Raw genomic sequence first — 13,650 nt, 5'->3', positions numbered from 1 at the left:
GGTGTGCCGGGAAGTCTGGTCGGCGAGATGAGCCGTCCTGCCTATCCACCGGAGGTCCCCGTGGCCGCGCCCCGTACCCCAAAAGCCCCTCGTAGGGTCCTCGGACGTCTGTCCCTGCCCGAGCGGGCCTTCATCGCGGACGCGCTGCGGACCGAGACCGTCGGCGGTGTTCTGCTGCTTCTCGCCGCCGTGGCGGCGCTGATCTGGGCGAACATCCCCGCCCTGCACCACGGCTACGAGTCCGTCAGCCACTTCCACCTCGGCCCCGCCGCGCTCGGCCTGAACCTCTCCCTGGCCCACTGGGCCGCCGACGGACTCCTCGCGGTGTTCTTCTTCGTCGCCGGCATCGAGCTCAAGCGGGAGCTGGTCGCCGGGGACCTGCGCGACCCCAAAGCGGCCGTACTGCCCGTGGCGGCCGCGCTGTGCGGCATGGTCGTACCCGCGATCGTCTACGCCCTCACCACCCTCACCGGGCACGGCTCGACGCAGGGCTGGGCGGTGCCCACCGCGACCGACATCGCCTTCGCGCTCGCCGTCCTCGCGGTCATCGGCACCTCCCTGCCCAGTTCCCTGCGCGCCTTCCTGCTCACCCTCGCGGTGGTCGACGACCTCTTCGCGATCCTGATCATCGCGATCTTCTTCACCGACCGGCTGAACTTCGCCGCGCTCGGCGGCGCCGCCGCCGGGCTGGTGGTGTTCTGGTTGCTGCTGCGCAAGGGCGTACGCGGCTGGTACGTGTACGTGCCGCTCGGCGTGGTGATCTGGGCGCTGATGTACAACAGCGGCGTGCACGCCACCATCGCCGGGGTGGCGATGGGCCTGATGCTGCGCTGCTCCCCCCGGGAGGGCGAGCAGCACTCGCCGGGCGAGCACATCGAGCACCTGGTGCGCCCCCTCTCGGCCGGGCTGGCCGTGCCGATGTTCGCGCTGTTCAGCGCCGGGGTGAAGGTCTCCGGCGGGTCACTCGGGGACGTGTTCACCAAGCCGGAGACGCTCGGCGTCGTCCTCGGCCTGGTCGTCGGCAAGACGATCGGCATCTTCGGCGGCACCTGGCTGACCGTCCGCTTCACCCGCGCCTCCCTCAGCGAGGAACTCGCCTGGGCCGACGTCTTCGCCGTGGCCTCCCTCTCCGGCATCGGCTTCACCGTCTCCCTGCTCATCGGTGAACTCGCCTTCGCCGGCAACGCCGTCCTCACCGACGAGGTCAAGGCGGCCGTCCTCATCGGATCGGTGCTCGCGGCCCTGTGCGCGACGACGCTGCTGAAGATCCGCAACACCAAGTACCGCAGGCTGTGCGAGGAAGAGGAGCGTGACGAGGACCTCGACGGCATACCGGACGTGTACGAAGAGGACGACCCGGCCTATCACCTCCGCATGGCCGGGATCCACGAGCGCAAGGCCGCCGAACACCGCCGGATCGCCGCCGAGAAGGCCGCCGCCACGCGCCACGGGCTTCAGGAAGTCCCGGGCGGGGCAGGCGAGGAGGACGACCGTCCGGCATGATCTGACGAGACGGTACAAAACCAGACGGCCACACGAGCGGGCCCGCCGGCCGCGTACGACGGCAGTACGAGCGGTACGACGGCAGTACGAGCGGTACGACGGCACGGCACGCCCCGCGGCATGAGAGACCTCGTAAGGGAGAACGCGATGAGCGCACCCGACGGCAGCCCGGTCGGCGCCGAACGCAGCATCGGCCAGCTGTTCGCCTCGGCGACGACCGAATTGTCGGCGCTGGTGCACGACGAGATCGCCTTGGCCAAGGCCCAGCTGAAGCAGGACGTCAAGCGCGGCGCGGTCAGCGGCGGCGCGTTCACGGCGGCCCTGGTGCTGCTCGTCTTCTCGCTCCCGATGCTCAACTTCGCCCTCGCCTACGGCATCCGGACCTGGAGCGGCTGGAACCTGGCGATCTGCTTCGTGCTGTCCTTCGCGGCGAACGTGGTCATCGCGACCCTCCTCGCGCTGATCGGCCTGGTGTTCGCGAAGAAGGCCAAGAAGGGCCAGGGCCCGCAGAAGGTGGCCGCCTCGATGAAGGAGACGGCGGGCGTGCTGCAGAACGCCAAGCCGCACCCGCGCGCCGAGCTGCCCGAGGACCGGGCCCCCGCGGCCATCGAGACTGTGGCACGCTCGTCGTCATGACGGACCCCGCCCCCTCGGTCGTACGGATCGAAGGTCCCTGGACACACAGGGACGTCGCCGCGAACGGCGCGCGCTTCCACATCGCCGAGCTCGGCGACGGCCCCCTGGTGCTGCTGCTGCACGGTTTCCCGCAGTTCTGGTGGACCTGGCGGCACCAGCTGGTCGCGCTCGCCGACGCCGGCTACCGGGCGGTGGCGATGGACCTGCGGGGCGTCGGCGGCAGCGACCGCACGCCGCGCGGGTACGACCCCGCCAACCTCGCGCTCGACGTCACCGGCGTGATCCGCTCGCTCGGCGAGCCGGACGCGGCCCTGGTCGGGCACGACCTGGGCGGCTATCTGGCGTGGACGGCAGCGGCGATGCGGCCCAAGCTCGTCCGGCGGCTCGCGGTCGTCTCGATGCCGCATCCGCGGCGCTGGCGCGCGGCGATGCTGCGGGACGCCCGGCAGACGGCCGCCAACTCCTACATCTTTGGTTTCCAGCGGCCGTGGATTCCGGAGCGTCAACTCACCGCGGACGATGGTGCGCTGGTGGGCCGGTTGATCCGGGACTGGTCCGGACCCCAGCCGCCGGAGGACGAGGCGGTGGAGACCTACCGGCGGGCCATGTGCATCCCGTCGACGGCACACTGCTCGATCGAGCCGTACCGCTGGCTGGTGCGCTCGCTGGCCCGCCCGGACGGCATCCAGTTCAACCGCAGGATGAAACGGCCGGTGCGGGTGCCCACCCTGCATCTGCACGGCTCGCTGGACCCGGTGACGCGCACCCGCAGCGCGGCCGGATCGGGCGAGTACGTCGAAGCGCCGTACCGCTGGCGCCTGTTCGACGGCCTCGGTCACTTCCCGCACGAGGAGGATCCCGCGGCCTTCTCCACGGAACTCGTGAACTGGCTCAAGGATCCCGAGCCGGACCGGTGAGGCAGGCCCGCGCCCGCCGGGAACTCCGGTGATGTTCACCCGTATCGGTGATGGACGCCGGTGACCGTGCGGTGACGGTTCGATGCGTGGAGTATCCGGTTCCTGAACAGTTGTCCCCCGAACGGCCACATGCCTGCCGCATAGGCCAATTGGGCGGCGCTCAGGCGGTTATCGACCTTCGGGCAGGGGCACACGTCGGGGTATGGGCTGGACGCACGACTACAGTGACGCACCCCGCAACCGCCGCTCCGGCGCCGGTGTGAACACGTCTCAGCGAGGCAATCCGCAACTCGCGGAAGGAGACCTCCGCGTGGGGATCCCGCGTATCCTGCGCCGCCGGGCCCGCTGGGTCTCGGTGCGTCTGCGTCACCCGCGCGGCTGACCCCGCCTCCGGGGGCAGCAGGCCGTCCGGAGGGTCACAGGGCGCAGCTGTCCGTACCCACCTGCTCGTTCGCCGTACGCCCCTGCTGGATGTCGCGCTGGATCTCGTCCGCCGTGAGGGCGTAACCGGTCTCGGCGTCGTCGAGGGACTTGGCGAACACCACGCCGTACACCCGGCCGTCGGGGGTGAGCAGCGGGCCGCCCGAGTTGCCCTGGCGGACGGTCGTGTACAGCGAGTAGACGTCGCGGCGGACGGTGCCGCGGTGGTAGATGTCCGGGCCGTTGGCCGTGATACGCCCGCGCACGCGCGCGGCGCGCACGTCGTACGAGCCGTTCTCCGGGAAGCCCGCGACGATCGCACCGTCGCCCCCGGCCGCGTCCTGAGCGGAGAGCCGCAGGGCGTTCGCCTTCAGGTCGGGTACGTCGAGCACGGCGATGTCGCGCTTCCAGTCGTACAGGACCACCTTGGCCTCGTACTTGCGGCCCACGCCGCCTATCTGCACGGTGGGCGCATCGACGCCGCCGACGACGTGCGCGTTCGTCATGACCCGGCGGTCGGCGAAGACGAAACCGGTGCCCTCCAGGACCTTGCCGCAGCTCTGGGCGGTGCCGGTCACCTTGACGATGGAGCGCTGGGCGCGCACGGCGACCGGGCTGTTCGCGAGGGCCGGGTCGGGCGGCTGGACGTCCTTGATCGGCTCGTTGGCGAACGGGCTGAAGACCTGGGGGAAGCCGTTCTGCGCGAGGACGGAGGAGAAGTCCGCGAACCAGGTGTCGGCCTGCGCGGGCAGCGCCCGGGAGACACCGAGCAGCACCTTGGAGCCCCGGACCTCCTTGCCGAGCGTCGGCAGGGTGGTGCCGGCCAGGGCGGATCCGATCAGCCAGGCGACCAGCAGCATGGCCACGACGTTGACCAGGGCGCCGCCGGTGGCGTCCAGGGCGCGGGCCGGGGACCAGGTGATGTACCGGCGCAGCTTGTTGCCGAGGTGGGTGGTCAGGGCCTGGCCGACGGAGGCGCAGACGATGACGACGACCACGGCGACCACGGCGGCGGTGGTGCCGACGTCCGCGTTGTCGGTCACGGCGTCCCAGATCACGGGCAGCGTGTACACGGCGACGAGGCCGCCGCCCAGGAACCCGATCACCGACAGGATGCCGACGACGAAGCCCTGGCGGTAGCCGACGACCGCGAACCACACGGCAGCGATCAGCAACAGGATGTCCAGCACGTTCACCGCTTCAGGCCTCGCCTACTCACTCCGGTCCCCGCAGCCCGGCCGGGGGGCCGGCCCGCGACGCAGTGGCACAGGGACCCAGCGTCCCCCGGGAAACAACGCACGGGATCACCCTGTCATGACCGCCAGTCGAGTGGGACCTGCTTCCCTCTGTCCCAGGGGCGCTCCCAGCCCGCGAAATGCAGCAGGCGATCGATCACCCCGGCCGTGAAGCCCCACACCAGGGCCGATTCGACCAGGAATGCCGGGCCTCGGTGGCCGCTGGGGTGGACGGTGGTGGCACGGTTGGCGGGGTCCGTGAGATCCGCCACGGGGACGGTGAAGACCCGCGCCGTCTCGTTGGGGTCGACGACGCCGACGGGGCTGGGTTCGCGCCACCAGCCGAGCACGGGCGTGACGACGAAACCGCTGACCGGGATGTACAGCGCGGGCAGCACACCGAAGAGCTGGACACCGGCCGGGTCCAGGCCGGTCTCCTCCTCGGCCTCGCGCAGCGCGGCCCGCAGCGGTCCGTCGGTGTGCGGATCGCCGTCCTCGGCGTCGAGCGCGCCGCCGGGGAAAGAGGGCTGCCCGGCGTGCGAGCGCAGCGAGCCGGCGCGCTCCATCAGCAGCAGCTCCGGGCCGCGCTCGCCCTCGCCGAACAGGATCAGCACGGCCGACTTGCGGCCCGAGCCGTTCTCCGGCGGCAGGAAGCGGCTCAGCTGGAGCGGCTCGACCGTCTCGGCGGCGCGCACCACGGGCGCCAGCCACTCCGGGAGCCCCTCCTTGCTCAGCGTCACCGCACCGCCCCGCGTCTCACTGGCCCTCGCCATCGCCACCCCCGTCGCTCTGCCTGTCCAACGCCCGAGGACCCCGAGATCGTTCCGTCACGCGGCCCCCAGTGGCGGGGCCGGCCTGCCGCCCGCGTCGAGGTAGGCCTGCGGGGGCTTCAGACGCTGGCCGGGGAAGCCGCCCTTCTCGTACTTCAGGAGCTTCTGCGCCTTCTCCGGGTCGGTCTCGCCCTCGCCGTAGGCCGGGCAGAGCGGCGCGATGGGGCAGGCGCCGCAGGCGGGTTTGCGGGCGTGGCAGATACGGCGGCCGTGCCAGATCACGTGGTGCGACAGGTCGGTCCACTCGCTCTTCGGGAAAAGCGCGCCGACGGCCGCCTCGATCTTGTCCGGGTCGGTCTCCTCGGTCCACCGCCAGCGCCGCACCAGCCGCTGGAAGTGGGTGTCCACGGTGATCCCCGGCCGCCCGAAGGCGTTGCCGAGCACGACGAAGGCGGTCTTGCGGCCGACGCCGGGCAGTTTGACCAGGTCCTCCAGCCTGCCGGGCACCTCGCCGCCGAACTGCTCCGCGAGAGCCTTGGAGAGCCCCATGACCGACTTGGTCTTCATCCGGAAGAACCCGCAGGGGCGCAGGATCTCCTCGACCTCCTCCGGGTTGGCCGCGGCCAGGTCCTCGGGGGTCGGATACTTCGCGAAGAGCGCCGGGGTGGTCTGGTTGACGCGCAGGTCGGTGGTCTGGGCCGACAGCACGGTGGCGACCAGCAGCTGGAACGGGTTCTCGAAGTCCAGCTCCGGGTGGGCGTACGGGTACACCTCGGCGAGTTCGCGGTTGATCCGGCGGGCGCGGCGGACCAGGGCGGTGCGCGACTCGTCCGTCGGCGGCTGCACGGCGACCTTCTTGGCGGGCGCCGCCTTCTTCAGGGCCACGGCCTCGCCGGTCGCCACGACCTTCTTGGCCGGGGCGACCTTCTTTGCGGAGGCGACCTTCTTGGCCGGTGCTGTCTTCTTGGCCGAGGCCGCCTTCTTGGTCGCGGCCGCCTTCTTGGTCGGCGTGGCCTTTTTTGCCGTTTTTCCGGTTTTCTCACTACCGCCGGAGCCCTGTTCGCCCACAGCGGAATCCCGACGTACAACCACCCGCTAAGCCCCCTAGGCCTGTGCTCTCACCGGCGATTTGGACACCCGGCCAGCCTAAAGCCCTCCACCGACATCCGCCCCGGACGCGAAGGATCGGCCCCCGATTGGACCCCTGACTCTTACCTCGGGACACCTGTGCGGCATCCTTGTGACAGATCACACTGTTTGGACCGTCCGGCAAAATGGGGAACACGGTCCCCTGGCACTCGGGGGAGCAAGATCCCCTGAGCAGGTCGACAAGGAGAGAACTCAGTGGACGACGTTCTGCGGCGCAACCCGCTCTTCGCGGCTCTCGACGACGAGCAGGCCGCGGAGCTTCGCGCCTCCATGAGCGAGGTGACCCTCGCACGCGGCGACTCCCTCTTCCACGAGGGCGACCCCGGGGACCGGCTGTACGTCGTCACCGAGGGCAAGGTCAAGCTGCACCGCACCTCCCCCGACGGCCGCGAGAACATGCTCGCCGTCGTCGGCCCCAGCGAGCTGATCGGCGAGCTGTCGCTCTTCGACCCGGGCCCCCGTACGGCGACCGCGACCGCGCTGACCGAGGTCAAGCTGCTCGGTCTCGGCCACGGCGACCTCCAGCCCTGGCTGAATGTCCGCCCCGAGGTGGCCGGCGCCCTGCTGCGCGCCGTCGCCCGCCGTCTGCGCAAGACCAACGACGCCATGTCCGACCTGGTCTTCTCCGACGTCCCCGGCCGCGTGGCGCGCGCCCTGCTGGACCTGTCGCGCCGCTTCGGCGTGCAGTCCGAGGAGGGCATCCACGTCGTCCACGACCTCACGCAGGAGGAGCTGGCCCAGCTGGTCGGCGCCTCGCGCGAGACCGTGAACAAGGCGCTGGCGGACTTCGCCCAGCGCGGGTGGCTCCGCCTGGAGGCGCGGGCCGTGATCCTGCTGGACGTGGAGAGGCTGGCCAAGCGCTCGCGCTGACGCCGGTCCCTGCCGGACGACCTCGGGTCCGCTTCTCGCGAGCCGGGCCCCGCTGTCGCCGCCGCCCGGGGGTGCCGGCGCGCCGAAAATGTGCCGCACGTCCGCATGACAGGCGGCACAGTTGCCCCATGGCTGAAACGATCCGTCGGCCCGGACTCGACGACCAGGGCTTCATCGCGCGCGAAGGCTCCCTCGCGCGCGTGCCCACCGCCTTCCGCCCGGTCGTGGCCGCAGCGCGCGACCGGCTGTCGGCCGCCTTCGAGGCGCGGCTGCACAGCGCCTACCTCTACGGATCGATCCCGCGCGGCACCGCGCGCCTGGGGCGCAGCGACCTGGACCTGTTCGTCGTGCTGCGGGAGGAGCCTTCCGACGGCGACCGGGACGCCGTACGGGCCCTCGGAGAGGCCCTCGACAAGGAGTTCCCGCAGATCGACGGGGTGGGCACGCTTCTCTACGGCCGGGACCGGCTGCTGAGTGAGCCGGAGCGGTACGACCTGGGCTGGTTCGTGGCCTGTCTGTGCACCCCGCTGCTCGGCGAGGACCTGGCCGAGTACCTGCCGCGCTACCGCCCCGACTCCCTGCTCGCCCGTGAGACCAACGGCGACCTGGCCCTGGTGCTGCCCCGCTGGCGGAAGCGGATCGCGGATACCGCCGGCACGGAGGAGGCCCGGCGCCCCCTCGTCCGCTTCATGTCCCGCCACCTCGTCCGCACCGGCTTCACGCTCGTCATGCCGCGCTGGAACGGCTGGACCAGCGACCTGCTGGAGATGGCGGAGGCGTTCGCCGCCCACTACCCACAGCGGGGCGCACAGCTGCGTACGGCGGCGGAATACGGCTACGAGCCCGTCGGCGACCCGGAGGTGCTGCGCACGTACGTCGACGACCTCGGCCCCTGGCTCGCCGGCGAGTACGCACGCGTGCACGGCGTCAAGGCGCCCCGACCGGACTAGCCGGGACCGGGGCTAGATCAGCCCGTGCTCGCTCAGGTAATCCAGCTGGGCGCGTACCGACAGCTCCGCCGCCGGCCACAGCGAGCGGTCCACGTCGGCGTACACGTGGGCGACGACCTGGGCCGGGGTGCGGTAGCCGTCCTCGACCGCCGTCTCCACCTGGGCGAGCCGGTGGGCGCGGTGGGCGAGGTAGAACTCGACGGCGCCCTGGGCGTCCTCCAGCACCGGCCCGTGACCGGGCAGGACGGTGTGCACGCCGTCGTCCACGGTCAGGGACCGCAGTCGGCGCAGGGAGTCCAGGTAGTCGCCCAGGCGGCCGTCCGGGTGTGCCACGACCGTCGTACCGCGCCCGAGGACGGTGTCGCCGGTCAGCACCGCCCGGTCGGCCGGGAGGTGGAAGCAGAGTGAGTCCGCGGTGTGCCCGGGGGTGGGGACGACCCTCAGCTCCAGGCCGCCGACGCTGATCACGTTCCCGGCCTCCAGGCCCTCGTCGCCCAGGCGCAGCGCCGGATCGAGGGCACGCACGCGCGTGCCGGTCAGTTCCGCGAAACGGGCGGCGCCCTCGGCGTGGTCGGGGTGGCCGTGGGTGAGCAGGGTCAGGGCGATGCGCTTGCCCGCCGTCTCGGCGGTGTCGATGACGTTCCGCAGATGGCCGTCGTCCAGCGGGCCCGGGTCGATCACCACGGCGAGTTCGGAGTCGGGCTCGGCGACGATCCAGGTGTTGGTGCCGTCCAGGGTCATCGCGGAGGCGTTGGGCGCGAGGACGTTGACGGCCCGTTCGGTGGCCGGACCCGAGAGGGCCGCACCGCGGGGCTGGCCCGGCAGGGTTGCTGCGTCGGTCATGCGGGGCCTCCACCGCTGGTCGTCGGAGCCGTCGGAATGTGCTTCGTGAACTCCTCGTGCCCCGGCCAGGACAGGACAATCTCGCCGTCCTGGAGGCGGGCGCGGGCCAGCACCGGCGTCATGTCGCGCCCGGGGGCCGCCGCGAGCGTCTCGGCGGCGCCGGCGTACGGCAGCAGCTGGCGCAGGGTGGCGATGGTGGGCGGCATCATCAGCAGCTCGCCCTTGTCGTAGCGGGCGGCGGCATCGGCGGGACGGATCCACACCGTGCGGTCGGCCTCCGTGGAGGCGTTCCGGGTGCGCTGGCCCTCGGGCAGGGCGGCCACGAAGAACCAGGTGTCGTAGCGGCGGGACTCGAACTCAGGGGTGATCCAGCGGGTCCAGGCACCCAGCAGGTCCGAGCGCAGCACCAGTCCGCGCCGGTCCAGGAACTCGGCGAAGGACAGCTCACGCGCGACCAGCGCGGCCCGGTCCGCCTCCCAGTCCTCCCCGGTGGTGTCACCGACGACCGACTCCGCGTCGGGCCCGGCGAGCAGGACACCCGCCTCCTCGTACGTCTCCCGTACGGCTGCGCAGACGATCGCCTGGGCGCCCGACTCGTCGACACCCAGCCGGTCCGCCCACCACGCGCGCGTGGGGCCCGCCCAGCGCACCGTACGGTCGTCGTCGCGCGGGTCCACACCGCCCCCGGGATACGCGTACGCGCCTCCGGCGAAGGCCATGGAGGCGCGTCTGCGCAGCATGTGGACCACGGGACCGTCCGGCGTGTCCTTCAGGAGCAGGACCGTGGCCGCACGCCTGGGGGACACCGGGGTGAGGGTGCCGTCCGCGAGGGCGCGGATGCGGTCCGGCCACTCCGGGGGGTACCACTGACCGTTCGCCATGGGCGGAGGCTATCCCGTGTAGGGCGAATGTTCGAGAGGTGCCCGAGGTCAGAGGGGTCTGCGCCGGGCCTACGGCGCCAGCTCGACCTGGATCTCGACCTCGACCGGCGCGTCCAGCGGCAGCACCGCGACGCCGACCGCGCTGCGGGCGTGCACGCCCTTGTCGCCGAGGACCTCGCCGAGCAGTTCACTGGCGCCGTTGACGACACCGGGCTGCCCGGTGAAGTCGGACGCCGAGGCGACGAAGCCGACGACCTTCACCACGCGCGCGATGCGGTCCAGGTCGCCGACCACGGACTTCACGGCGGCCAGCGCGTTCAGCGCGCAGGTGCGGGCCAGGTCCTTGGCCTCTTCCGGGGTGACCTCGGCACCCACCTTGCCGGTGACCGGCAGCTTGCCCTCGACCATCGGCAGCTGGCCGGCGGTGTAGACGTACGCACCGGACTGCACGGCCGGCTGGTACGCGGCCAGCGGCGGTACGACCTCCGGCAGGGTCAGGCCCAGTTCGGCCAGCTTGGCCTCGACCGCGCTCATGCCTGCTTCTCCCGCTTCAGGTAGGCCACGAGCTGCTCGGGGTTGTTGGGCCCGGGCACGACCTGGACGAGCTCCCAGCCGTCCTCGCCCCAGGTGTCCAGGATCTGCTTCGTGGCATGGACGAGCAGCGGCACGGTGGCGTATTCCCACTTCTTGGTCATGGGGCCGACTGTAGCCGCTGTGGTCTCGGGCACCGCCACCCGCGACCCCCAGGCCGGTGACCTGTGACCTTGGGGACAGTGACCGACGTTATCCACAGCCTCGCGCGTGAGTGTCGAGCGGACTGGTTAGTCTCGAAGGCGTGAGCAGGCTCCAGGTCGTCAGCGGCAAGGGCGGGACCGGAAAGACGACGGTCGCCGCCGCACTGGCGCTGGCCCTCGCGACCGAGGGGAAGCGGACGCTTCTCGTGGAGGTCGAGGGCCGGCAGGGCATCGCCCAGCTCTTCGAGACGGAGGCGTTGCCGTACGAGGAGCGGAAAATCGCGGTCGCGCCCGGGGGCGGCGAGGTGTACGCCCTCGCCATAGACGCCGAACTGGCCCTCCTGGACTACCTCCAGATGTTCTACAAACTGGGCGGCGCGGGCCGGGCCCTGAAGAAGCTCGGCGCGATCGACTTCGCCACCACCATCGCACCGGGCATCCGGGACGTCCTGCTCACCGGCAAGGCGTGCGAGGCCGTGCGCCGCAAGGACCGCTCCGGGCGGTTCGTGTACGACTACGTCGTCATGGACGCCCCGCCGACCGGCCGCATCACCCGCTTCCTGAACGTGAACGACGAGGTGGCGGGCCTGGCGAAGATCGGCCCGATACACAATCAGGCGCAGGCCGTGATGCGGGTGCTCAAGTCGCCGGAGACGGCCGTGCACCTGGTGACACTGCTGGAGGAGATGCCGGTCCAGGAGACCGCCGACGGCATCGCCGAACTCCGCGCGGCACGGCTGCCGGTGGGCCGGGTCATCGTGAACATGGTCCGGCCGGAGGTGTTGGACGAGGCAGACCTGGAACTCGTACGGACCGTGGAGCGTTCCTCCGTCGCACAGGCGCTCTCGGCGGCGGGTCTGGGCGGAGCCCGGCGCGGCGGAAACGCGGAGAAGCTGGTCGACCCGCTGCTGCGGCAGGCGGCGGAGTACGCCGAGCGGTACGCGCTGGAGCAGGAGCAGCGCGCGGTCCTCGGCGAGCTGGGCCTGCCGCTCGGCGAACTGCCGCTGCTCGCCGAGGGCATGGACCTGGCGGGCCTGTACGAACTCGCCACCGAGCTGCGGAAGCAGGGGTTGACATGAGTCCGGACCCGGCCGAGGCACCCGAGACGGCACAGGCGGCCGCGGGGAAGCGGAAGAAGACCGACGGGCGGGAGAAGGCCCACGGTCTCTCCCCCGCGCGCGTGCTGGACATCGACCAGCTGCTGGACGACCCGAAGACCCGGATCGTGGTGTGCTGCGGTTCGGGCGGGGTCGGCAAGACCACGACCGCGGCGGCCCTCGGGCTCAGGGCGGCCGAGCGGGGCCGCAAGGTGGTCGTGCTGACCATCGACCCGGCCCGGCGGCTGGCCCAGTCGATGGGCATCGACTCCCTCGACAACGTCCCGCGCCGGGTGAAGGGCACCGACGGCGAGGGCGAACTGCACGCCATGATGCTCGACATGAAGCGCACCTTCGACGAGGTCGTGGAGGCGCACGCGGACGCCGAGCGGGCGGCCGTGATCCTGGCGAACCCCTTCTACCAGTCGCTCTCGGCGGGCTTCGCGGGCACGCAGGAGTACATGGCGATGGAGAAGCTGGGCCAGCTGCGCGCGAAGGACGAGTGGGACCTGATCGTCGTCGACACCCCGCCGTCCCGCTCGGCACTGGACTTCCTGGACGCGCCGAAACGGCTCGGCTCCTTCCTCGACGGCCGGCTCATCCGCCTGCTGACCGCCCCCGCCAAGCTGGGCGGACGCGCGGGCATGGCCTTCCTCAACGTAGGCATGTCGATGATGACCGGCACACTCGGCAAGCTGCTGGGCGGTCAGCTGCTGAAGGACGTGCAGACGTTCGTGGCGGCGATGGACACGACCTTCGGCGGCTTCCGTACCCGCGCGGACGCCACGTACAAGCTGCTCCAGGCGCCGGGTACGGCGTTCCTGGTGGTTGCCGCCCCGGAGCGGGACGCGCTCCGCGAAGCGGCGTACTTCGTGGAGCGGCTGGCAGCGGAGAAGATGCCGCTGGTGGGTCTGGTGCTGAACCGGGTCCATGGCAGCGGCGCCGGCCGGCTGTCGGCCGAGTCGGCGCTCGCCGCCGCCGAAAATCTTGAGGACCCCCGCATTGTGGATCAGGCGGGCGGGAAAGCTGGACTTCGTAACTCTCCCGACGCATACGGCAGTTCGCGATCTCCCGCATCCGATGCCGCAACCGACGCGCCAGCTTCCGAGAAAGGCTCCCCCGCCGATACGGAGCGCTCCGTCGACCGGCTCACCGCGGGCCTGTTGCGACTGCACGCCGATCGCATGCAGGTGCTCTCGCGCGAGCAGCGCACGCGTGACCGTTTCACCGCCCGTCACCCCGAGGTGGCGGTCGTCGACGTACCCGCGCTGCCCGGCGATGTCCACGACCTCGCCGGCCTGCGCGACATCGGCACCCGACTGGCATCGGGCGCGGCCGGACGGACAGAGCTGCCGTAGCACGGCCGGGGGCCGAGGGCTGCGGGGCTGTTGGCTACGGGATTGTGAGTTGCACGGCTGCGCCCGTGGGAGCGGTCGTACGCACGTAAGCGACCGTCACTCGCGCGTGAGTGGCATACGCGCGGCCGACATGGAAAGGCATGCGCAGGCGGCGTGGATGGCGCATGGGCATGCAAGCGGCGTCGGCTGCGCGTACGGACGGCGACGGCGGCTCGCGCGCCGACGCGAGGCCGACCACCCGTCTCCGCAGGCGGGGCCGCAAGGCCGATCGTGGCTTCCCCAGGCGT

At 71.6% G+C, this 13,650-nt stretch carries 15 protein-coding genes; 8 read left to right on the top strand and 7 right to left on the bottom strand.

The features are described 5' to 3' along the window. Positions 1-60: 60 nt before the first annotated feature. The 4 genes from nhaA to SRB17_RS46450 all read left to right on the top strand — a co-directional run bounded on the left by nhaA (position 61) and on the right by SRB17_RS46450 (position 3,438). The gene (nhaA, locus tag SRB17_RS21020; protein ID WP_323376047.1) at positions 61-1,503 is read left to right on the top strand and encodes a Na+/H+ antiporter NhaA; all 1,443 of its coding nucleotides are present in this window, start codon (positions 61-63) and stop codon (positions 1,501-1,503) included. A gap of 147 nt (positions 1,504-1,650) precedes the next feature. Continuing rightward, the gene (locus SRB17_RS21015; protein ID WP_153540845.1) at positions 1,651-2,139 is read left to right on the top strand and encodes a phage holin family protein; all 489 of its coding nucleotides are present in this window, start codon (positions 1,651-1,653) and stop codon (positions 2,137-2,139) included. Beyond that, a complete protein-coding gene (locus SRB17_RS21010) occupies positions 2,136-3,056 on the top strand; it encodes an alpha/beta fold hydrolase (RefSeq protein ID WP_153540843.1) in 921 nt (306 codons plus the stop codon). The genes SRB17_RS21015 and SRB17_RS21010 overlap by 4 nt, the downstream gene beginning before the upstream one ends. Positions 3,057-3,258: 202 nt before the next feature. Then, positions 3,259-3,438, top strand: a complete 180-nt coding sequence (locus SRB17_RS46450) for a hypothetical protein (RefSeq protein WP_228396150.1) — start codon at positions 3,259-3,261, stop codon at positions 3,436-3,438. A gap of 34 nt (positions 3,439-3,472) precedes the next feature. Here the strand turns inward: SRB17_RS46450 and SRB17_RS21005 are convergent, their stop codons facing one another. From SRB17_RS21005 to nth, 3 genes are all read right to left on the bottom strand, one after another. After that, positions 3,473-4,672, bottom strand: coding sequence for a MarP family serine protease (locus SRB17_RS21005; protein ID WP_323376008.1), 1,200 nt, complete (start codon positions 4,670-4,672; stop codon positions 3,473-3,475). Positions 4,673-4,788: 116 nt separating this feature from the next. Beyond that, positions 4,789-5,484, bottom strand: coding sequence for an NUDIX hydrolase (locus SRB17_RS21000; protein ID WP_153540841.1), 696 nt, complete (start codon positions 5,482-5,484; stop codon positions 4,789-4,791). A 54-nt stretch (positions 5,485-5,538) separates the two neighbouring features. Then, positions 5,539-6,549 carry an endonuclease III gene (gene nth / locus SRB17_RS20995; protein ID WP_323376007.1) on the bottom strand — a complete coding sequence of 337 codons (1,011 nt, stop codon included), beginning with the start codon at positions 6,547-6,549 and terminating at the stop codon, positions 5,539-5,541. 276 nt (positions 6,550-6,825) lie between these two features. On the opposite strand from nth, the gene SRB17_RS20990 reads away from it, so the two are divergent. Together SRB17_RS20990 and SRB17_RS20985 are read left to right on the top strand one after the other, a co-directional pair. Beyond that, positions 6,826-7,500 (top strand): Crp/Fnr family transcriptional regulator, encoded by a 675-nt coding sequence (locus SRB17_RS20990; RefSeq protein ID WP_094218401.1) that lies wholly within the window; start codon positions 6,826-6,828, stop codon positions 7,498-7,500. A 128-nt stretch (positions 7,501-7,628) separates the two neighbouring features. After that, positions 7,629-8,450 (top strand): nucleotidyltransferase domain-containing protein, encoded by an 822-nt coding sequence (locus SRB17_RS20985; RefSeq protein ID WP_153540839.1) that lies wholly within the window; start codon positions 7,629-7,631, stop codon positions 8,448-8,450. Between the two features lie 12 nt (positions 8,451-8,462). Here the strand turns inward: SRB17_RS20985 and SRB17_RS20980 are convergent, their stop codons facing one another. From SRB17_RS20980 to SRB17_RS20965, 4 genes are all read right to left on the bottom strand, one after another. Continuing rightward, on the bottom strand, positions 8,463-9,293 hold the full coding sequence (locus tag SRB17_RS20980; protein WP_153540837.1) for an MBL fold metallo-hydrolase: 831 nt from the start codon (positions 9,291-9,293) through the stop codon (positions 8,463-8,465). Further along, positions 9,290-10,174, bottom strand: coding sequence for an NUDIX hydrolase (locus SRB17_RS20975; RefSeq protein WP_153540835.1), 885 nt, complete (start codon positions 10,172-10,174; stop codon positions 9,290-9,292). Before SRB17_RS20975 ends, SRB17_RS20980 begins: the two co-directional genes overlap by 4 nt. Before the next feature lie 69 nt (positions 10,175-10,243). Further along, entirely contained in the window at positions 10,244-10,708 is a 465-nt protein-coding gene (locus tag SRB17_RS20970) for a RidA family protein (protein WP_153540833.1), read from the bottom strand. After that, positions 10,705-10,869: a DUF4177 domain-containing protein gene (locus tag SRB17_RS20965; protein WP_136744038.1), complete on the bottom strand. Its 165-nt coding sequence runs from the start codon at positions 10,867-10,869 to the stop codon at positions 10,705-10,707. Before SRB17_RS20965 ends, SRB17_RS20970 begins: the two co-directional genes overlap by 4 nt. A gap of 140 nt (positions 10,870-11,009) precedes the next feature. On the opposite strand from SRB17_RS20965, the gene SRB17_RS20960 reads away from it, so the two are divergent. Both SRB17_RS20960 and SRB17_RS20955 read left to right on the top strand, forming a co-directional pair. Continuing rightward, a complete protein-coding gene (locus SRB17_RS20960; protein ID WP_323376006.1) occupies positions 11,010-11,987 on the top strand; it encodes an ArsA-related P-loop ATPase in 978 nt (325 codons plus the stop codon). Then, positions 11,984-13,363 (top strand): ArsA family ATPase, encoded by a 1,380-nt coding sequence (locus SRB17_RS20955; RefSeq protein ID WP_153540831.1) that lies wholly within the window; start codon positions 11,984-11,986, stop codon positions 13,361-13,363. The genes SRB17_RS20960 and SRB17_RS20955 overlap by 4 nt, the downstream gene beginning before the upstream one ends. The last annotated feature ends 287 nt before the right edge of the window (positions 13,364-13,650 follow it).

Origin of the sequence: Streptomyces sp. RB17, from assembly GCF_009604455.1 — a bacterium.
Taxonomy (GTDB): domain Bacteria; phylum Actinomycetota; class Actinomycetes; order Streptomycetales; family Streptomycetaceae; genus Streptomyces.
This window is presented reverse-complemented; position numbering and strand designations above follow the sequence as displayed.

Excerpts from the sequence above, each read along its gene's own strand:
- SRB17_RS46450 (WP_228396150.1), top strand. The coding sequence starts at position 3,259 with ATGGGCTGGACGCACGACTACAGTGACGCACCCCGCAACCGCCGCTCC.
- SRB17_RS20985 (WP_153540839.1), top strand. The coding sequence starts at position 7,629 with ATGGCTGAAACGATCCGTCGGCCCGGACTCGACGACCAGGGCTTCATC.
- SRB17_RS21015 (WP_153540845.1), top strand. The coding sequence starts at position 1,651 with ATGAGCGCACCCGACGGCAGCCCGGTCGGCGCCGAACGCAGCATCGGC.
- SRB17_RS21000 (WP_153540841.1), bottom strand. The coding sequence starts at position 5,484 with ATGGCGAGGGCCAGTGAGACGCGGGGCGGTGCGGTGACGCTGAGCAAG.
- SRB17_RS20970 (WP_153540833.1), bottom strand. The coding sequence starts at position 10,708 with ATGAGCGCGGTCGAGGCCAAGCTGGCCGAACTGGGCCTGACCCTGCCG.
- SRB17_RS20955 (WP_153540831.1), top strand. The coding sequence starts at position 11,984 with ATGAGTCCGGACCCGGCCGAGGCACCCGAGACGGCACAGGCGGCCGCG.
- SRB17_RS21010 (WP_153540843.1), top strand. The coding sequence starts at position 2,136 with ATGACGGACCCCGCCCCCTCGGTCGTACGGATCGAAGGTCCCTGGACA.
- SRB17_RS20975 (WP_153540835.1), bottom strand. The coding sequence starts at position 10,174 with ATGGCGAACGGTCAGTGGTACCCCCCGGAGTGGCCGGACCGCATCCGC.
- SRB17_RS20965 (WP_136744038.1), bottom strand. The coding sequence starts at position 10,869 with ATGACCAAGAAGTGGGAATACGCCACCGTGCCGCTGCTCGTCCATGCC.
- SRB17_RS20980 (WP_153540837.1), bottom strand. The coding sequence starts at position 9,293 with ATGACCGACGCAGCAACCCTGCCGGGCCAGCCCCGCGGTGCGGCCCTC.